A 19,772-nucleotide genomic window follows, 5' to 3' on the forward strand; every position below is an offset into this window, starting at 1 on the left:
AACTCTTCTTCCTTTTAGGTAAGTGTCTTGTTGCCAAGTGGATGTCATGGAGGCTGTTTTTATAATATTAGAAAAAATGAATATACTTTATCCATGTGATATTGCATTTTATTTGATAAATTTGTCCGACATAAAAATTTGGATTATAATTATTTAACAAAGGCTAGGAAGTCACGGATTATTTTGTATAAGCCAACAGATTTTTCTATTCACAAAGGCCACCTAATTGAATTCAGATAAGTCTATAACATTATATGAATACTATTTATCATAATAAAAATCATGTGCCTGCAATTGGACTAATACTCCAGAGCGTAGCAAAATGAATTTGGAGGTATGTGCATGAAAATACGAATACTCTTTCTTTTAATCTTCCTAGTATTTCATTCAAAGGCCTTTACGCAAACCGCTCCGGCCTTAAAAACATTGCAAGGAGTATCTGTGGCCGGAGGGGCAGGCTTTGAGAACAGGGGCAACAGCAGAGTAGAAAAACGCGTGCTTCGTGCTGGAGTAGACTCGCGGGAAACCTGGGCCGAGGTAGACAGGGTTTTTACGGAACTGAAGCGCCAGCAGCCCACCACTAACCTAAACGGCACGGATCTGTCTGGGGCTAAGTTGCTGCCCGGTGTGTACCGCATCAAGGGGAATGTCCATCTGCAGAAATCTTTGGAACTGTTGGGGAGCAAATTTCCCAATGGGGTTTTCGTGTTTCAGGTGGAAGGTGACCTGAAGGTAGATCCATCGGTGAAGATGGATCTGCGGCAGGGTATCAGGGCCAAGAACGTGTTCTGGCAGGTAGACGGTAACGTTTCGGTAGGAGCCCAGAGTGCTGTCAAAGGCACGGTGGTCAGCGCCGGGAATATCACGGCGGCTTCTGGGGCAGTAGTGGAAGGCAAGCTTTTGAGTAAGTCTGGGAATGTTACGCTTTCCAACACCCATGTGTCTGAGTTGGGGTCTGAGAATATCTCGGATTTGGAGGTGACCCATATCGTAAGCCAAGGACCCTATGGGGCGGGGTCCATCGTGACGTATAACGTCACTCTAAAAAACCTGGGCCCAGAGGAAGAAACGAACGTTATCCTGAACTTTGAAACTACCTCGGGGCTTGAAATTCTGAATGCCACCACCTCTACGGGGTCTCCGTTTGACCAGCAGAGAAAGGATTGGGTCATCAGTAAGTTCCCAAGTGGTACTGTAGCCACCATGACGGTGAGGGCCAGAATCATCAAGACAGAGTTCTCTACCACCATTGTAACGGTAACAGGCAACGGCACAGATCCTAATATCAAGAACAACAGCTCTGAATTATCTATCTGCGCCACCCCTTCCACGGCGGGTGCTATTACTGGTAAGTCTTCCCTTTGTATCAACACCCCCGGAAACGTTTACCAGATTGAGCCCTTGGCGGGAACCCGTAAATATACCTGGACTTTGCCTCCTGGCTGGTCAATCACCTCCGGGGCAGAAACCAACGTGATCACCGTCTCCACTGGAAGCGCTGAAGTTAATGGCACCATCTCAGTAAGGGCGGTGAATGCCTGTGGTGACGGACCTGAATCTGTATTTTCGGTGAGCACCGTGTCTTCGCCTCCTCCTATGCCCTCTTCTATTTCTGGGCCTTTGGAGGCTTGTGTTGGGCAGAAAGAGCTTACCTATTCCATCAATCCGGTGGCTGGGGCGGTGTCTTATGCCTGGGAAATACCGGTGGGCTGGACCATCGTGCGGGGGCAAGGTACGGCTTCTGTGACGGTGAATGTTGGTACAGTAGGCGGAAAGGTGAGAGTGACGGCAGAAAATGCCTGCGGGAAAAGCGCGAGCAGTGAAACGCAAGTAACCATAGCCCCAGCCGTGCCTTCAGCCCCTAACGCTATTACCGGTCCTGCTCAGGTTTGCGCCAATTCACAGGAAATCACCTATCAGGTAGTGGCTGTTTTAAATGCTTCTAGCTATGTTTGGACGATTCCTGCCGGCTGGAGCATTGTAAGAGGGCAAGGTACTGCTTCTGTGGTGGTCAGAGCCGGAGCCACGGCCGGGCAGGTGACGGTAAAAGCCCAGAATAGCTGCGGCGTAAGCCCCATTACTTCCTTAGGTGTTTCTATTTTCTCCGATGTTCCCACCATCGGTGCCATCAACGGTGAAACAGCTATCTGCTTTTCTAATTCAGAAGTCACCTACGCAGTAGAGGAAATCTCAAATGCCGCTACGTACACTTGGTCTGTTCCCGCGGATTGGCGTATTCTGTCTGGCCAAGGGTCTCGCAGGATCAACGTGAAGGTGGGTTCTACCGGCGAAGTGAAGTTGGTGGCCTCCAACCCTTGCGGAAACGCTGCTGCAACTGCTCTCAAAGTAACCGTGAGCACCGGAGCACCGGTCATCCCAAGCGCCATCTCTGGTTCTGTTGCGCCTTGCAACGGGCAAGAAGAGCTTATTTATTCCGTGACCAACGCTTCTGATGTGACCGCCTATGCCTGGACCGTGCCCCAAGGCTGGGTTATTATTTCAGGGCAGGGTACGTCTAAAATCACTGTGAAGGCAGGTTCAACTGCCGGAAGCATTTCTGTGTCTGGAGTTAATGGCTGCGGAACCAGCCCGGTAAGAACCTTGCAGGTAACGCCAGCCACTATCATCCCCACAACGCCAGCATCCATTGCCGGAGAGACTGTGCCCTGTATTGGCGGCCAGCAAACCTATACGGTGCCTAATGCGGTGGCAGGCCTCACCTACACCTGGGCTTTACCAACTGGTTGGAGCATTGTCTCCGGGCAGGGTACGGCCACCGTGGTCGTGAAAGCAGGCAACACTGCTGGCCAAATCAAAGTGACCGCCAGCAACAGTTGTGGGCTTAGTGCCTCTACAGAATTACCCGTTAGCCCAACGACTGGAGTGCCGGCCTTAAGTGCTAACATCCAAGGCGAGGCGGCCGTTTGCGCCAACACAGATCAGCTTACTTATTCTATCTCGTCTACCAATGCGGCTTCTTCTTTGCAATGGCAGGTGCCGGCAGGCTGGATTATTCTCAGCGGTCAGGGGACAAGCGAGATCAAGGTAAAAGCAGGTACTGGCAGCGGAACCATCCAGGTATCGGCTAGAAACGGTTGTGGCCAGAGTGTTACCCGTTCTTTGGCTGTTTCTATTTCTTCTGCTATTCCAATGGCTCCTGCTACCATTGCCGGTCAAGCCAATCTCTGCGCCAACATGGGAGAACTTACCTATACCGTTCCGGCGGTAACGGGGGCAACCACCTACACCTGGTCAGTGCCAAACACCTGGACGATTGTCAGAGGGCAGGGCACTACTTCTTTGGTGGTGCGCGTGGGTACCGTGGCCGGCCAAGTGCAGGTAACCGCCAGCAATGCCTGCGGAACCAGCAGTGCAGTGGCGCTAAACGTGAACATGTCTGCCGCCTCACCTGCTGCCATAGGACCTATTGCCGGCGACAAAGCTTTCTGCTCTTCTACGGCAACGCGCACCTACACCATCGGAGAGAACAGTGGTGCGAGAACCTTTACCTGGTCTGTGCCATCGGGGTGGGTGATTTTATCTGGCCAGGGAACACGATTCTTAAGTGTGCGACCCGGCACCACAGGCGGGTATGTGAAAGTAGTGGCCGCCAATTACTGCGGTACCACGGCAGACTCTACCAACATCACCGTTTCCCAGCCGCTCACTGTCTCGCCAAAAGCCATCATAGGTTCTAAAATTGCCTGTTTGTCTGAGGAGTCTTTAACTTATTCAGTGGAGGCTGTTACAGGGGCCACGCAATACACCTGGACAGTTCCTGCCGGCTGGCAAATCCTGAGCGGCCAGAATACCAGAGTGATCCAGGTAAAACCAGGAGCTGGTGCAGGCACTGTTTCTTTGGTGGTTTCCAATGCCTGCGGATCCAGTGCAGCCATCAGCTTGGCAGTAGGCGTATCCAGCAACGTAGCCTTTAACTTGGGGGCCATCACCGGTCAGCCGGTCACCTGTGCCACTACCAAGGTAACCTATTCTGTACCCGTTAATGCCTCTGTGAGCACCTATACCTGGACTGTGCCTGCTGGCTGGACCATTGAAGCTGGGCAGAGCACGAATTTCATCACGGTAATTCCGGGTGCATCGGGCGGAACTTTGAGCGTGGTGGGCGTGAATGGCTGTGGGGTGAGATCAAACGCGAGTACCTTACAGGTGCAGGTACAGAAAGATTTGCCGCTTCGGCCAAACGCTATTCAAGCCACTGCTTCGGGGCTCACCCCTTGTGCAGGTCAAACAGGGCTGATTTTCAAAATTGAGGCTGTAAACGGCGCCACGGCTTATGAGTGGACCGTACCTGCTGGCTGGAAAATAGAATCAGGCCAAGGAACTACCACCCTGACCGTAACCGCCGGAAGCCAGGCAGGACAGATAAGCGTGATTGCCAAAAATGCCTGTGGGCAGAGTGAAGCCAGGGCCGTGGCAGTGGTGCCAAGCACGGGAGCACCGGTGATCAACGGGGAGATTGCAGGCACCGCGAATGTCTGCGCTAATGCAGGAGCGGTTACCTACAGCATCACCAGTTCCGGTGCCAGCCAATACCAATGGACCTTGCCCACAGGTTGGACCCTGGTGTCTGGCCAGAATACCAATGCCATCAGTGTGATTCCGTCTTCTACCGGGGGCACTATCCGGGTGAAAGCCTTGAACAGCTGCGGTGTGGCGGTAGAGAAAAGCCTGACGGTAACCTCAAGTGCGGCCGGGACCATGAAACCAGGGGTGATCAATGGACCTATCGCGTTCTGTGCCTCTGCTGAGCAGCGGGTGTACCAGGTGACCAACGTGGCCGGAGCGGCTTCTTATGAGTGGAGTGTGCCGGTGGGTTGGCAGATCATCAACGGTCAGGGAACCACCAGCATCACTGTCATCGCGCAAGCGGGTACAGGCGTAGTAAGCGCGAAAGCTGTGAACGGTTGCGGCGCCACCGCCGAGGCTAATCTATCTGTAACCGTTGCAACTGGTTTGGGTGTGGCCCCGGTGATCATTGACGAAAGCTCGCCGTGTGTGGGCAACCAGTTCTCGGTGCCGGCTGCTGCAGGCGTGTCTTACAAATGGAGCATCAGTTCAGATATCCCGGGCTGGTCCATCACCTCGGGGCAGGGCACAAACAGGGTAACCGTGCAAGGGCCTGCTAATGCCCCGGTAGCCTCGGCGAAGATCTCTGTGGAGGCACACAATGGCACCTGTTCCAACACGTCGGCTAGCCTTGACATTCTGCCGAAATTCCTGGCTCCTGAACTGCACGTGCCCAACGTCTTCTCGCCCAACAATGACGGGAAGAACGATACCTGGGTGGTAGCGAACCTGCTGGAGTACCCAGAGAATGAGTTGGTGATCTTGAACCGTTGGGGCAGCGAGGTGTACCGCATGAAGAAATACCGCAACAATTGGAACGGCGGCGGCTTAGCCGAAGGAACTTACTATTACGTGCTGCGGGTGCGCCTCTGCGAAGGCCAGGAAGTAACCCGCAAAGGCTATATAACCATCATGCGCTAAAAGAGAGATGAGTAGAATGAGAAAAGCGTTTGTTTTGGTGCTGGTGTGGGTGGCCGTTGTAGGATTGCCGCGGCAGAGTTTTGCCCAGCAAGACCCACAGTTCACGCAGTACATGTTCAATGGTTTGTTGTTGAATCCGGCGTATGCCGGAAGTAGAGGGTTCACCAGTCTCAGCGGATCACACAGGAGCCAGTGGACCGGATTGGAGGGAGCGCCCATCAGCCAGACCTTGAGCGTAGACGGCAACCTGAACCGGAAACTGGCTGGAGGCTTCATCATCACCAATGATCGGCTGGGAGCCCAGCGCTTCACCGAGGTGTCGTTCAACTCGGCCGTCCGGATTTCCTTGAACGCGAACACCAAATTGGCCGTGGGCCTCTCGTTAGGCGTGACCCAGCAGACCCTGGACGGCACCAAGCTGGACCCTGCTGAGCGGGACGATATGGCCATCCCCATGGGGATAGAGCGGGCAGTGAAACCCAATGCCCGGGCAGGGGCTTACCTGTACAGCAACCGGTTCTACACGGGCCTTTCGGTGGGGAACGTGGTCTTCTTCCAGGATGGTTTGCCCACCGACCCCCAGGCGCACGTGTTCCTGACCTCGGGCGGGGTGTTCGACCTGGGCCGGAAGATGAAGTTCAGACCCAGCATGCTGCTGAAGGAGGATTTCAATGGGCCGGCGGCGCTGGACCTGAACACGTTCCTGTTGTTCAATGAGCAGATCTGGGTAGGTACTTCCTTTAGAACCACGCTGAACATCTTCAACAACCGGGAATTCGCCTCGGCTACCCGCCTGGGCAACGCGTTGGCGGTTTTGCTGGAACTGCACCCCTCTCCGCTCATGCGGATCGGTTATTCCTATGACTTCTCGTTGAACCAGCTGCGCAGCTACTCCAGCCACGAGATTTCCTTGGGCTTTAATTTTTTGAAGAAGAAGTATGGCCGGATGTTAACTCCGCGTTACTTTTGAGTTGTCTCATGTACAGACATGAAATCCTGGTTTAGGGCTGATTTTCAGAAATCGGCCTCAAATCAAAAATCATTTACCCACCAACTGGTGCAAAACTGGAATTGTGAAGATCTTTTACCTCTTACTGCTGCTTTGCCTTACCCATTGCTTAAGTCCTTCTCTCAGCCAGGCCCAGGCAAACCAAACCAAAGCAGACAAGCATTACAATAACTTTGATTACGCCCTGGCGCTGGAAGAGTACCAGAAACTTCTGGAAAAGGAGCAACCCACCCTCCACCTCACCGAGCGCATCGCGCACTGTTACCGGCTCATCAACCAGCCCGGCTCCGCCGAGTTCTGGTACCGACAGGCCTTGGGTTTTCCGGGTTCGGCGCCCATTAACCTTTTCTATTACGCCAACGCCTGCCGCCAGAACGGCCAGTACACCATTGCCAAACAGAACTACCTGCGGTTTGCCGATCTGGACCAGAGCCGCCGCGAGGAAGCCATGCAACTGGCCAAGGCCTGTGACCTGGCCATGAGTTGGATAGACCGTCCGTTGGGCATAGACGTGATTGCCGACAGTACCCTCAACACTTCTTTCGCTGATTTCAGCCCCGTTTTCTACCGCGAGGGCCTGGTGTTCTCTTCTGACCGAGGGCGCAGCAACAACGGATCTGACCAGAAGTACGGCTGGACCGGCACACCCTACTTGCAACTCTACTACGCCGAGCGGAAAGGCCCGGCCAGTTGGGGCGACATCAAGCCCATGGAGAAGGCCATCAACACCCAGTTTCACAACGCCATTTCCACGTTCTCGCCAGACTTCAACGAGGTGTTCTTTACCCGTACCAAGCGCGTGAAAAACCGGGTGCTGCCTGAGGAGCTGCGCACCGAGAGCAACTGGCAGCGCTACTCCAAAAGCGACGAGTTCATCAATCGGTTGGAGATTTACAGCGCTACGTTCTCCAAAGGAAAGTGGCAGGACGTGAAAGCGTTCCCTTTCAACCAGGGCGAGAACTATTCAGTGGGGCACCCGGCCCTTTCCCCCGATGGCCAGATCCTGTACTTCGTCTCTGACATGCCCGGCGGCCACGGCCAAACCGATATCTACTTCAGCGAGCGCCAGAAAGACGGCTCCTGGTCTACGCCCGTCAATGCCGGACCCACCATCAACACCTCGGGCAAAGAGGTGTTCCCGGTGGTGCACCCAGACGGCACCCTGTACTTCTCCTCTGATGGGCACATAGGCATGGGCGGCCTGGATCTTTTCTCATCCGAGGGGAGCCGCGCCACCTGGGGGCCCGTGGAGAACCTGTACTACCCGTTCAACTCACCGCGCGATGATTTCGGGCTGATTTATGAAAAAGACGGCAAAAGCGGCTACCTGTCCTCTAACCGCGAGGGCGATGCCGGGTCAGACAACATCTATCGGTTCAAACCCACCGAGATCCCCTGCAAGCTGTCGGGTGTGACCTACGCCCGGGTACCTAACCGCAACGGACGGGCCCGGCAGGTACCCGTGGGCGGCGTGAAACTGGAGGTCATTGTGAACGGAAACACTTCCAGTCCGCTTGAGTTTGAGTCTGATGAGAATGGCAGTTTCCTGTTTGCCGTGAACGCAAACCAGACCTACACCATCAAAGGCAGCAAGAAAGGCTATCTTACCCGCACGTTCCACGTGATGCCAGACTGCCGCAAGGTCACCGATACCGTGCAAATTGAGATGGTGCTGGACCGCGACACGCCTAACCGCCCTATTGTACTGGAGAACATCTACTATGACCTGGATAAGCACAATCTTCGGCCCGAGGCCATGGCGGAACTAGACAAAGTAGTGGGCATGCTGCGCGACAACCCCACCATCCGGATTGAGCTGAGCTCCCACACAGACAGCCGCGAGTCAAACAAGTACAACCTCATGCTGTCTCAGCTGCGCGCCGCCACCGCCGTGAAATACATCGTCTCGCAGGGCATTGACCCCAAACGGGTGGTAGACAAAGGCTACGGCGAAACCAAACTGCTCAACCGCTGCAAAGACGGCGTCTCCTGCTCAGAGGAAGAACACCAGCTCAACCGCCGCACCGAGTTCAAGATTATTAAGTAGCAAGAGCCGGTAAGTCCCTGCGTTTTAAGGCTGCTTTTAAAGAACGGGCGATAAAAGTAGAGTATACTTTTATCGCCCGTTCTGCTTTTAAAAAACGCCAGAAACCAAGCATTAGGTGCTTTTATGAATTCTTTGCTGAGGCTCGCTAGAGTTTTTCCTCCAGCCACAGATAACCGAGCAAGGCTACCAGCACGCTTCCTATAATCCACAGGGAAATAGGTTCTGCTTGTTGCGTCATCTGGGTATGGGCATTTACTGTGTTTTGGGAAGAAGCCTGGAGGAATGCCTTCTGCTGCATCTGCAGAAATTGGGTACGCCATCCTGAGGACGGATGTACGTAAACCGGCGCCTCTGTTTTTTCATTCAGCTTCAGCGTGTGCCAGCCGGCAACTTGTGGATAAATCATTCCTTGAGAATAAGCAGCGTCCTTTACATCTGTGTTTTCATAGATGGCTGATTGTTGGTCGCGAGCGCTTTCAGCCTGAAAAGAAGCCTTGGTGAGCGGGGCTGCTGTCAGAAACGAGAGTGGCTGTTGCTCTTGAAAGGGTTGAGAACTCGTGAGCCAAGTAATGGGAGACGCTTCCTCTGGTTTAGCCAAGGCCGTCAGCACGGTAGCCCAGTACTGCTGGTACAGCGTTTCTTTCCCCTCCAGCGCCAGCGGAAATGTCTCCGGCAGCAAACTGATGCCCACCTGACCCAACCCTTTGCGGGAGCGCACCACCGATGCCTGCGTGGGATTCTGTTCCCAGGCTAGCGGCTGTTGTCCTTCTTTGGGCTGCAGAATGGTGTTGCTCAACGGCAGCACGGCTTGGGTGCTTGTTTGCTGGGGCCACCGTAAGGCACCAGTTCGGGCCGGTTTATCAGAAATGAGCCGGAAAACGCCTTCGGTGAAGAAGGTGATGGGTTTGGGTGATTTCTGGGAAACAGAGGTAAGCACTCCCAGGCCTTGCTGGCGCACGGATTGTTGCAGCGCCTGTTTCTCGGGGGGGCTTAACCGTTGCAGGGTCACATCATCCAGCAGCACCACATCAAATTTCTGGAGCAGGGCGGGCGTAAGGCGGTTCAGGTTTTGCGACGGCAAGTTCACCCATTCTGTGCTGTAAATGCCCTGGCTCACCTGATTCCGAATGGCCACGCTGTGCCCCCGCTGGGCTAGGGCGTTCTTCAGGAATTTGCCTTCAAAAGACGGTGCCGAAGAAAGCACCAGCACGTTCAGCTGCCTCGGGGCCTTCACAATTACTGGTAGGTTCTCCTGGCGAAGGGAGTCATCTGTGTCTTTCCACCGCAGCGCATACACAAATCGCCCGGCAGTTTTGGGAGTGAACCGAAGGGAAAAGGTTTGATCAGCCCCCTTTCTGATCTCCGCTGAATCTCGTGGCTTGCCTGCCGCCTGCAGATACAAAGTCATTTTTCTCTCTGGTGAGCCGTGGAATCTGCCCTGCACAGACACTACATCCCCGAGGGTGATTTCCTGAGGCCAGGAGGCAGTCAGAACACCGGCCGGTAAGTTAGATAGGTGGTTCATCAGCCGCAGGGAGTCCAGCATGGCCAACTCTTCGGCCGGAAGACCATAGCCTAGGACATGCAGCGTTCTCACCGATGGGTGCTGACGCCGGAAAGTAGCCAGATCGGTTACTTGCCTGGCCTTCTCGCCCGTTACGCCAAAGGCATAGACCTGGGGCTTGGGACGTAGGCGTTTCAGGAGGGCGTTCAGGGTATCGGCATGATAACCTTCTGTCAGGAGAATCGCTTCTGTGGCATTGTAGGTGCGGGTGATCTTGGGCGGCGCAAGAAACAAAACGAGGCAGGCCACCACACCCCAGGTCGCCAGCAGTCGCCAGAGGAGGCGCCGACGGTCTGGGCGGCGCACGGCCAACCAGGTAAACCAGGCGCCTAGCAGGGCCGCAAATACCAGCAAAATAGGTAATGGAAGAGGCATAGGTTAGTTCAGCCGGTTAAAGTAATCTTGGGCCAGTTTCCTGGGCGCACCGGGGGAAACCGGTTTTTGCGCCGATTTTGCAGAAACCGGCAGAAAACGATGCAGTGCGGCTTCCACGCGGGTGAGGCAATCCTTGCAAAGCGGTTTGCCTGCCCGGATGTTCTGCGTGAGTTGCCGCACATCCTGCAGCGCCCTGAGGTAATGGCCGGGTTCGCGCACGGCGGCCTGCCCCAGTTCCTGCCCTGCCCGCTCCAACAAAGCAGCATCAGCAGACGTCGGCTTGGTGCCTTGCCTGAGTTGCGGCACGCGCTGTAGTGCCTGGCGGGAGGCCAGCAAAGTTTCCGCGGGTTTTTCTTTACGCTGGGCTTGGAAGGTCTGCACCTTGCTCAAATCACCGGTGAGGCGCTTTTCTGGTTCTTTGAGGGGCGGCGGCTCAAAACCGCTTTTCTTCACGTATACCCTTGATTTCTGCTGCACTTCTTTGAGCATGCGCAGGGCTTTGTACTCAAACGGCAGGGCTTCTTTGGGCCGGGCGGTGCGCAGCCTGAGTTCGGCTTCCCACATCTGGGCCAACGCGCCTTTCAGCTGGGCCTTGATGGCGGGTTCAAAAAACGTAGCCGCTTCTTCCTGGTCGTGCTTGTGCAGGTAGGGGTCCAGCAGTTCACCCATTTTGGTTTCGTGTTCGCTGCCTTCCTTTTTAGCGCCGTGGTCATGGCCGTCATCGGCGGTGTGGCCCTCGGCTAACCCTTCAGGCAGGGCGGCGGCCCCGATGTTCGATTCAAATTCTTCGCCCAGGAACTTGCCGTAGCGCAGGCGCAACAGTTTCTGATCTACCCCGATGTTGTTGGACCCCTCCTGGAAGACTGCCTGCGTGAGGCCTTTCTGTTCCTGGATCAGTTTCTCGGTATCAATAATGATCTGGCGCTGGCTCCGGAAGTACTCCGGGTTGGGATTCACGCCCAGGGAGAGGTCATCCATGGTCTCTACCACTGTGGTGTCTTCAATCTCCACCAGGAAAGCCTCGGTGCGGGTGTAGCCGCGGTGGTTGTCATAGGCCTGCAGGTAAAAGTAGAGTTCATCGCCGTAGGTCATGCCCAGCTGTTGCAGGTTCAGGGTCTGGACCAGTTGCCTCTCCCGTGGCTGCCCAGTGAATGAAAGCTTCAGCGGAATGCGCTGCTCCCGGAACTTCACGGCCTCGCCTTCGCCTTTGGCCACGGTGGCCACCAGATCGGCGGAGCGGAGCCCGTAGTCATCGCGGAGAGTGGCTTTGAGCTGCACGTGCTGCGGATCCCCGAAAAGAACCTCGGTGTACTGTTTGGGCGTCTGGACCACAATGGAGGGCGCCTCGTCCGGAATCACTTCTATGGAATAGAAATCGGAGGTCTGGCCGTTCAGACGCAGATGGTACAGCGTGGCCTGCGTGAGGGTGATGGAAGCCGTGTAGGTATTCTCCTGACCGGCCACTTTTCGCAGGGCAATAGGCTTCTGGTTGGCTAGCGCTAACTGCAGGGAAGTAATGGCTTGGTTTGTCCTTACCCTCCAGGTGACCTGTGATCCGGCCTCGGCTTTGAAGGAGAGCGTGGTGACGGCGTAAGGCGCTTTGCGCGTGTAAGCGGGCGGCGAGAGGCGCAGGTGCATCTGTTCGATGGCCGGCAAAATGGCTTTGGGCTGCGTTACCGGGGTGTTTACATCGGTTGAGATACCGGCAGCAGAAGTTGCCTGGCCTACCGGATTAGAAAAATCAGGCAGAAACCAGAGCGCCACAGCCATTGCCACTCCGGACAGCAAGGTAATCCAACCGTTCTTATAGTTTACCCACGAGGCGTCCTTTACTGGAATTTGGGCCAAGGTCTCTGCGGTCCGATGCCGCTGCAGTTTGCCCAGGAGTGGCAGTTCCTCCTCTGGTTGCAGCAACAAATCTGCGCTTTCCTCTAACTGTGGGTACCTTCGGTTCAGTTGGCGGGCAACCTTGCCCAAGTCTGTTCTCTTTTGCCGCTCCCGCCACCGCATGGCTTGTAGCCCCAGCGTTAAAAGGATCAAAAGAACACTAGCCGTTCCGCCGCCCACGCCGCCCCAGTCACGGTACATCCACACCAGCAACGGTGCCACTACACCTAACTCCTGCAACGCAAACAGCCCCGCCTTCTGCCGAAGGTAGCTTGCCCGGACCTGTTCAAGAACGGTGAGAGCTGGGGCGGTATGGGAGGTGGGTTGGGTCATCAAATGTTTGATTTGTAACAGATTTATCAGGTGAGCTTGTCAATCAACATCATCACATTCATCTGTGATTTTGAGGAATAACTTATCAAATTCTTCTTCCATCGGCATTTCTTGAGAAGCGTTATTGTACTTGGTTTGATGGTTAGCGCAGTTCCACCAACCAAACGCCATGAGCTCAATCTTTGCATAAAGAAGCCTCTCAGGGGAGTTTCTTTTTCTGTAGAATTCAGCTTCTACCCGCTCTGGTGCGCCATTATTTTTTTTCTGCTCCTCCATGAGGTTCTTCCAAGCGTTGAACAGCGCCACGCTGTCCTCTGAAGCCAAGGCATTGACGTAGGCCTGACAGTTTTTTGCGTAAGGCTGGTTCAGGAGGATCCCTGGAGTTTTATACGCCTCAATGGTTAGCTTTTTCAAAGCATAAGATTCATCAAGCTCTTTTGTTTTTAAGTCCCTGACTGTCTCCCAAAATTTGCTAGGCACTAATTGGAGACTCAATAATCTTCTGGTAGCTTTTCTGAAATCAGCGTCCAGTTTAGCGCTTTTCCTGTCAATATTTTCAATGGTCCACTCATCTGGGGAGTCTAAGGTAACGTCTTCTAATTCCATAACGCTATTAAACCCCAACCATAGGTAGTACGTGTCCTTTAACTGCTGCGGTGAATAAGCATTTGGGTTGAAAATGCCTTTGCTCCTACATATATCTGTTGACCAGGAAAAAGTATTAGCTGCATTTGTTTCATCAGATGTGGCCAATGCCTGTGAAGTAATAACCTGAGGTATAGGGGCAGGAACTTCCCTGATTTTTCCCCTCTCGGTTTCACCCGTGCATGCAGCCATGGTTAGGCCAATGAGTGTTGCGACTAAATAAGGAACGCTACTCTTCATGATTAACTATGTTTATAAGTTCTTCTCCCCGCCAGCCACCGCTCCAAGGCCAGCAACAACGCCATCAATCCCACCAGCCAAGGCTTCAAATCTAGCACCTCCTCCGTTTTAGGGCTGTTTTCTGAAATAGAGGCGGTAAATGTTCGGGGGCGTTCCAGGTCTTTCTGCAGGGTGCGGGTGTCAAACCTGGTGCGCCACGAAACGTCTTCCGGGAAGAGCAGGCGTAGGAGCAGTTCCGGGAAGTGTCCAGTATTGGGCAAGTCGTTCCAGGCGGGATGGAAACGGCTGTAGAATTTGTAATGGGTTTGCTGCGCGTTTTGTGTCTGGGTGAGCAGCGGGTTGCCGTAGCCGTCGCGCCAGAGAATTTCATCGGAGGGTTTTTCTGTGGCGGCGGTGCGCTGGTGCAAGGGCACATTTTGGGAGATGCCGGGGATTTGCAGCCAGGAATCGGTTTTCTGTGGACGGGTGGCGCCGGGGGCATCTTGCAGCGTTTTCAGCCGGTTTTTAGGAAATCGGGCTAGAAACGGAGCGAGGGGTTCATCTGAGAGCCAGAAAAGCCAATCGGGGGCGGAGGTGGGCAAGGGCTGGACATCGGAAGAGAAAACCAGATTGTACGCGGCACCTCGGTAATCCAGCGCGGCTTGCAGGGCTGCGCGTAGGTACCGCACATCGGCTTGCCGATTTTTACTTTGGCGTACTACAACTTGCAGCGGCTGTTTGGCTAGGGCAATGGTGTTTCGGGCGGCGCCAAGCAGGGTGAGCGAATCTACCGAACCGTGCGTGGTGAACTTAACGGCCGGGGCACCCGGAACGGAAATGGTTTGGCCGGAAATGGGTTTGAGTACGCTACGGTCCAGAAGAGTTACTTGTGTATCATCGCTCTGCCCGAAACGCAGGCGCAGTTGGCCCGAGGGGATGTAGTAAGCTTCCTGCAGCCAGAGGTTGGTTTGTGGTACGCTCACGGGAATCCAGGTGAAGCCGGCGCGCATGGCCGGGAACGCGCCGCGGTGGTGCCGGAGCAGATCGGTGGTGAAAATCCAGGCGTGGGCGTGGGCGGGAAGACTTCGGTTGAGCACGCGCAGCATGGCCCAAGCGTTGGTGGAATCAGAAGTGAGACTATCGGTCTGGAAGGTGTTGAGCGGAGTCTCCTCATTTAGGGGCAGTTTGGGGAAACCGGGCTGTAAACGGTGAATCTGCCAGCCTTTTAGGGCCAGCGAATCTACGGTAGCGGCAATCTGTGGGAGATATTTCGGCTGGAGCAGCTCGGGGTGCAGATAGGCATGTCTCTCGGGTGCGGCGGGTACCTGGTGTTTCCATTGCGGGCCGGCCAACACCAACGCCAGGAGCACCAGCAAGGCGCAGCGCAGGAGCAGAAGCCAGACATCGGAAAGACGGAGGCTGCTCAGTTTTTTGCTCTCAGAGGGTTGCAGCCACCGGATGCTCCCTACCAATACCGTTCTGGGCGGCTTTTTATTCCATAGGTGAATGGCAATGGGAACGGCCACGCTGGCGGCGGCCCACAACCATCCCGGATGCAGAAACTGGAACAAACTAGGTAAGAGACTTGAAAGGGTAACACATAATACGCCCGGCAGAACTGGGTTCGCCCCTTCCAAGATATGGACTGTCCCTTGAATATCCTAGTTTACCCGCTCAGGCACCAAGCAAGCCCAAATACTAAGGCTGAAGCGAACTGCCCAGGGCCAGTTGGGTCTTGAGGTGACGGTCATAGAGGATGATGGAACCCGCCGAGGCCACGTTTAGGGAGCTGGCACCCGGCAACTGCACCAGGTAGTGGCACCGGGCCCGCACTGCGTTGGACAAGCCGTGGTCTTCAGAGCCCAGGAGGTAAATGCAGCGCTCGGGGTGCTGGAACTGCTCTACCGGCACGGCTTTGGGGTCTAGTTCCACGCCTACCAACTGGCAGCTGTAAGGCATATGTTCGTAGAAATCATCGAAGTCTGCGTAGTGGAACAGCGGAATATCCTTCCAGCTTTTGCCCGTGTCTGTAGATTGTTTCTTGTAGCGCCGGCCGATGGTGAACAGGAAACTGGCACCCATGATGGACGCCGATCGCCAGAGCGTGCCCACGTTGGTCTCGGTTTTAGGTTCCATAATGCCAATCCCGAAGTAGCCCTCAAACGGTGCCTTGTTTCTTGCCATGTTGCGCTGCCCCGATGATGGTAAAGCTCCCCGGGACTGCGGCAAAGATAGCAGGACCACTCTCCCTTTTTCAGCCTCTTTTCAGAAAAGAAGGTCCAAAACAAACTTTTTCTAACTCCATTCAGCCCGGCGGGAAAAACCTGCCCACAACTGGAATCAGTGTCCAGAACTGGACAGTTTTGGTTTGGAGTATTGAATGTAATTAATTGATAATCAATAATATATACAATGGCATAGTGCTTGGATAAGGGATGGTGTCAAACCTTTAAGAAAATGGACAGAGAACTATCCCAAGCCGTAGTACAACAAGCCAACCGCCGCCGCATGTGGCAGATCAGCGCGGTGGTAGTGGCGGTGCTACTAGGGGTCTTGGCTTTCAGGTCCGTCCTGGAAACGGAAGTCCCAAAATCAGAGCTTCGCTTTGCCACGGTAGAAGTTGGCGCCGTAGAGGCCTCGCTCACCGCCTCCGGGGTGGTGGTGCCCGAGGTAGAGGAAATCATCGCCAGTCCTATCCAGGCCAAGATTGAGCGCGTGCTGCATACCCCCGGTGATCATGTGGCCGCCGGCGAGCCGCTCCTGCTCCTGGACAAACAGACTTCCCAGACCGCCTTTGAAAAGCTCAGGGATGAACAACAGCTGAAACAAAATAAGAACGCCGAGCTGGAAAACACCCTCCAGAAAAACGTGAACCAGCTCCGCTCCCGCTACGCCGTGCAGGAAGTGCGCGTGAAAAGCCTGCAGGCGGCGCTGGACGATGAGAAATACCTGCTCTCCATTGGCGGCGGCACCCAGGAAAACGTGAAGAAAGCCGAGATGGACCTGAAAGTAGCCTCTCTGGAACTAGCCCAGCTTCAGCGCCAAATCAGAGATGAGCAGGCCACCGCCCAAATAGGCATGAGGGGCGTGGGCTACGAACTGGAAATCCAGCGCCGGGATATAGGCCAACTGCAGCGCCAACTGGAGCAAGCCGATATCAAAGCCGTGCGCAAGGGTGTGGTGACCTGGGTGAACGAGGAAGTAGGCGCCAACGTGAACGCCGGGGAGCCCCTGGCCCGTGTGGCCGACCTGAGCAGCTTCAAGATCAAAGCCACCATCTCTGATAACTACGCCGAGAAAGTGAAAGTAGGCGGCCCCGTGACGGTGCGCGTGAACGAGACCGATCTGCGTGGCGAAATTGCCAATGTGCAGCCCAAAGTAGAGAACGGCATCATCACCTTCTACGTGCGGCTGGAAGAGAAAAACCACCAGTTGCTGCGCTCCAACCTGCGGGTAGAAGTCTTCGTGCTCACCGATTTCCGGCCGAACGTGCTGCGCGTGAAAAACGGACCTTTCTTCACCGGATTGCCGCAGCAGGAAGTGTTTGTGGTGCAGGGCGACAAAGCCGTGCGGCGCACCCTGCACAGCGGCGCCAGCAACCTGGACTTCGTGGAACTGCAGGGCGACATCGCCGCCGGCGAGCAGATTATTCTCTCCAACACCAAGGAGTACGTGCACCTGAAGCAAATCCAACTTTCTGATGACTAAGCCAGGTCTTGCCATGAAAACGACTCTATTATATATAGTGCTGGTAAGTTTCTTCGCCATGCCCCTGGCGCAGGCACAACAGACCGGCCTGGAACCGGCCCGCCGCCTTACCCTGCAGGAGACCATAGACCTGGCGCTATCCTCCTCCATCGCGGCCAAACAGGCTTCCACCAACAAGACCAGCAGCTACTGGCAGTACCGCACCTTTAAGGCTGATTACCGGCCCCAACTAGCGCTCAGCGGCACGTTGCCTGATTTCTCCAGGAGCATTGTGCCGGTGATTCAGCCAGACGGTACCACCGATTTCAAGGCCGTTTCCATCAGCAATTCAGACGTGGGGTTGTCTATGCGGCAGGCGGTGGGCTTCACCGGTGGTGAGATCTTCGTTTCTTCGCAGAGCCAGCGGTTCGATGACTTCAACCAGGGCCTGCGCCGCTACAACTCCTTTCCGGCGGTGATCGGGTTCAAGCAGCCGCTGTTCGGGTTCAATGAGTTGGCCTGGGCGAAGAAAGTAGAGCCATTGCGGTTCCAAGAATCTGAGCGGCAGTACCTGGAAGACCGCGAGACCGTGGCCACTACCGCTACCCAGCGGTTCTTTGAGGTGCTGCTGCAGCAGGTGAACTATGACATCGCCTCCAAAAACGTGGAGAACAACCAGGCGCTGTTCAAGATTGCGGAAGAAAAATATCGGCTGGGCCGATTGTCCAGGAACGAACTCCTGCAGCTGCAACTCAGCCTCATGAACGCGCAACTGGCCCAAGCGCAAGCCTCCACCGAGCTTAAAACCGTGACGATGCAGTTTGCCGCTTACGTAGGCCTGCCGCAGGGCGAAAGAATGGTGGTGCAGGCTCCTCAAGAGGTACCTACCTTGGAAGTAAACGAACAAGCGGCGCTGGAACAAGCCCGCCAGAACCGCAAAGAGCGTTTCCAGAACGAGCGTAAAGTACTGCAAGCACAACAGCAAGTAGCCGAGGCCCGCGGCAAGGGCGGTTTCAACGCCGATCTGTACGCCACCTTCGGGCTTACCAAAAACGCCAACAACTTCTCTGAAAGCTTTGCCAGTCCCGAGAACCAGCAGCAGGTCATCCTGGGGTTCAACGTTCCCATTGTGGACTGGGGACGCCAGAAAGCCCGCGTGAAAACTGCCGAGGCCAAGCTGCAACTCACCCAGTACACCGTGGAGCAGGAACAGACCGCCTTTGAGCAAAGCGTGTTCACCCAGGTCAACCAGATTGAGCTCCTTAAGGAAAGGCTCCGCATCACGGCCTCGGCCGATTCCATTGGGCAGGAGCGCTACAACATCACCAAGGCCACGTTCTTGGTAGGCCGCATCAGCATCACCGATCTGAACATCGCGCTGCAGGAGAAAGACCAGGCCCGCCGCGCCCACATTGCCGCCCTCCAGGATTTCTGGGTCGCCTATTACCGCCTGCGTGCCCTCACCTTGTATGACTTTGAACGCGGCATGCCTTTATTAGCAGAAAAATAGCAAACCACTGTTTAGCGCCTGTTTTCCGGAAAACGTGCTCTAAACGGGAAATGACAAGCACGCATATCGTCCCCCTTTGAAGGGGGGTAGGGGGATGACAAAGGCGGAAGAAGAACCTGAGAAGGTTGCTAGAAGTGTTTCAAAATGAACCTCGGGAATGCCATGAACAGCAAAAGTGAATCATCCCCCTACCCCCTTCAAAGGGGGACGAAGAAGTACCAATGAAATGAAGAATAGCACATCAGCACATTCACTAATTAGCACATTAGAAAACGCATTATAACTATGATACAGTTAACAGACATCGAAAAAGTCTACCGCACCAAGACCATTGAAACGGTAGCCCTCAACCGTGTGAACCTGCAGATAGAGCGCGGCGAATTCGTCTCTATCATGGGGCCGTCCGGTTGCGGAAAATCCACGCTGCTCAACATCATGGGCCTGCTGGATGAGCCTACCTCTGGCTTCGTGGCCATTGACGGCCAACCGGTGAAAACCCATTCAGACAGCAAGCTGGCCAAGCTGCGCAACGAGAAAATCGGGTTCGTGTTCCAGAGCTACCATTTGATTCATGACCTGAGCGTGGTAGACAATGTGGAGCTGCCGCTGCTGTACCGCAGCGTCTCGGCGAGTGACCGGCGCAAGCGGGCGCTGGAGGCACTGGAGAAAGTAGGCCTGAGCGCCCGTACCAAACACTTCCCCAATCAACTATCGGGTGGGCAGCGGCAGCGGGTGGCGATTGCCAGAGCCTTAGCCGGAAACCCGGAGATAATCTTGGCAGATGAGCCTACCGGGAACCTGGACAGCGTGATGGGCGAGGAGATCATGGACATTCTGCTGCGCCTGAACCAGGAAGAAGGCACCACCATTGTGATGGTGACCCACGACGAGAACATGGCCCTGAAAACCAACCGCCTCATCCGGTTCTTTGACGGGCAGCAGGTGGCAGATTCCATGGTGATAGAAGCCCAGATTTAACGGTACGGCC

General features: G+C 55.0%; 11 protein-coding genes. 6 read left to right on the plus strand and 5 right to left on the minus strand.

The genetic code is table 11. The annotated features are described in order from the left end of the window. Window positions 1-426: 426 nt before the first annotated feature. The 3 genes from FOA19_RS08170 (at window position 427) to FOA19_RS08180 (ending at window position 8,564) form a co-directional block, all read left to right on the plus strand. Window positions 427-5,508, plus strand: a complete 5,082-nt coding sequence (locus FOA19_RS08170; protein WP_190300323.1) for an ice-binding family protein — start codon at window positions 427-429, stop codon at window positions 5,506-5,508. A 7-nt stretch (window positions 5,509-5,515) separates the two neighbouring features. Next, window positions 5,516-6,478 carry a PorP/SprF family type IX secretion system membrane protein gene (locus FOA19_RS08175; RefSeq protein ID WP_149090246.1) on the plus strand — a complete coding sequence of 321 codons (963 nt, stop codon included), beginning with the start codon at window positions 5,516-5,518 and terminating at the stop codon, window positions 6,476-6,478. Window positions 6,479-6,581: 103 nt separating this feature from the next. After that, window positions 6,582-8,564, plus strand: coding sequence for an OmpA family protein (locus FOA19_RS08180; protein ID WP_223808779.1), 1,983 nt, complete (start codon window positions 6,582-6,584; stop codon window positions 8,562-8,564). Window positions 8,565-8,709: 145 nt separating this feature from the next. Here the strand turns inward: FOA19_RS08180 and FOA19_RS08185 are convergent, their stop codons facing one another. From FOA19_RS08185 to FOA19_RS08205, 5 genes are all read right to left on the minus strand, one after another. Further along, window positions 8,710-10,503: a hypothetical protein gene (locus tag FOA19_RS08185; protein ID WP_149090247.1), complete on the minus strand. Its 1,794-nt coding sequence runs from the start codon at window positions 10,501-10,503 to the stop codon at window positions 8,710-8,712. Window positions 10,504-10,506: 3 nt separating this feature from the next. After that, a complete protein-coding gene (locus tag FOA19_RS08190) occupies window positions 10,507-12,723 on the minus strand; it encodes a DUF4175 domain-containing protein (protein ID WP_149090248.1) in 2,217 nt (738 codons plus the stop codon). Window positions 12,724-12,762: 39 nt separating this feature from the next. Then, the gene (locus tag FOA19_RS08195; RefSeq protein WP_149090249.1) at window positions 12,763-13,608 is read right to left on the minus strand and encodes a hypothetical protein; all 846 of its coding nucleotides are present in this window, start codon (window positions 13,606-13,608) and stop codon (window positions 12,763-12,765) included. 2 nt (window positions 13,609-13,610) lie between these two features. After that, entirely contained in the window at window positions 13,611-15,158 is a 1,548-nt protein-coding gene (locus FOA19_RS08200) for a BatA domain-containing protein (RefSeq protein WP_190300324.1), read from the minus strand. Between the two features lie 127 nt (window positions 15,159-15,285). Beyond that, window positions 15,286-15,771, minus strand: a complete 486-nt coding sequence (locus tag FOA19_RS08205) for an RNA methyltransferase (protein ID WP_149090251.1) — start codon at window positions 15,769-15,771, stop codon at window positions 15,286-15,288. 273 nt (window positions 15,772-16,044) lie between these two features. Between FOA19_RS08205 and FOA19_RS08210 the strand changes: the two genes are divergently transcribed. From FOA19_RS08210 to FOA19_RS08220, 3 genes are all read left to right on the plus strand, one after another. Further along, window positions 16,045-17,295 carry an efflux RND transporter periplasmic adaptor subunit gene (locus FOA19_RS08210; protein WP_149090252.1) on the plus strand — a complete coding sequence of 417 codons (1,251 nt, stop codon included), beginning with the start codon at window positions 16,045-16,047 and terminating at the stop codon, window positions 17,293-17,295. A gap of 13 nt (window positions 17,296-17,308) precedes the next feature. Then, window positions 17,309-18,784 (plus strand): TolC family protein, encoded by a 1,476-nt coding sequence (locus tag FOA19_RS08215; protein ID WP_223808780.1) that lies wholly within the window; start codon window positions 17,309-17,311, stop codon window positions 18,782-18,784. Between the two features lie 285 nt (window positions 18,785-19,069). Continuing rightward, on the plus strand, window positions 19,070-19,762 hold the full coding sequence (locus FOA19_RS08220; protein ID WP_149090253.1) for an ABC transporter ATP-binding protein: 693 nt from the start codon (window positions 19,070-19,072) through the stop codon (window positions 19,760-19,762). Window positions 19,763-19,772: the final 10 nt, after the last annotated feature.

This window comes from Rufibacter hautae (genome assembly GCF_008271695.1).
Classification (GTDB): domain Bacteria; phylum Bacteroidota; class Bacteroidia; order Cytophagales; family Hymenobacteraceae; genus Nibribacter; species Nibribacter hautae.

Excerpts from the sequence above, each read along its gene's own strand:
- FOA19_RS08185 (WP_149090247.1), bottom strand. The coding sequence starts at position 10,503 with ATGCCTCTTCCATTACCTATTTTGCTGGTATTTGCGGCCCTGCTAGGC.
- FOA19_RS08195 (WP_149090249.1), bottom strand. The coding sequence starts at position 13,608 with ATGAAGAGTAGCGTTCCTTATTTAGTCGCAACACTCATTGGCCTAACC.
- FOA19_RS08220 (WP_149090253.1), top strand. The coding sequence starts at position 19,070 with ATGATACAGTTAACAGACATCGAAAAAGTCTACCGCACCAAGACCATT.
- FOA19_RS08175 (WP_149090246.1), top strand. The coding sequence starts at position 5,516 with ATGAGTAGAATGAGAAAAGCGTTTGTTTTGGTGCTGGTGTGGGTGGCC.
- FOA19_RS08215 (WP_223808780.1), top strand. The coding sequence starts at position 17,309 with ATGAAAACGACTCTATTATATATAGTGCTGGTAAGTTTCTTCGCCATG.
- FOA19_RS08205 (WP_149090251.1), bottom strand. The coding sequence starts at position 15,771 with ATGGCAAGAAACAAGGCACCGTTTGAGGGCTACTTCGGGATTGGCATT.
- FOA19_RS08190 (WP_149090248.1), bottom strand. The coding sequence starts at position 12,723 with ATGACCCAACCCACCTCCCATACCGCCCCAGCTCTCACCGTTCTTGAA.
- FOA19_RS08210 (WP_149090252.1), top strand. The coding sequence starts at position 16,045 with ATGGACAGAGAACTATCCCAAGCCGTAGTACAACAAGCCAACCGCCGC.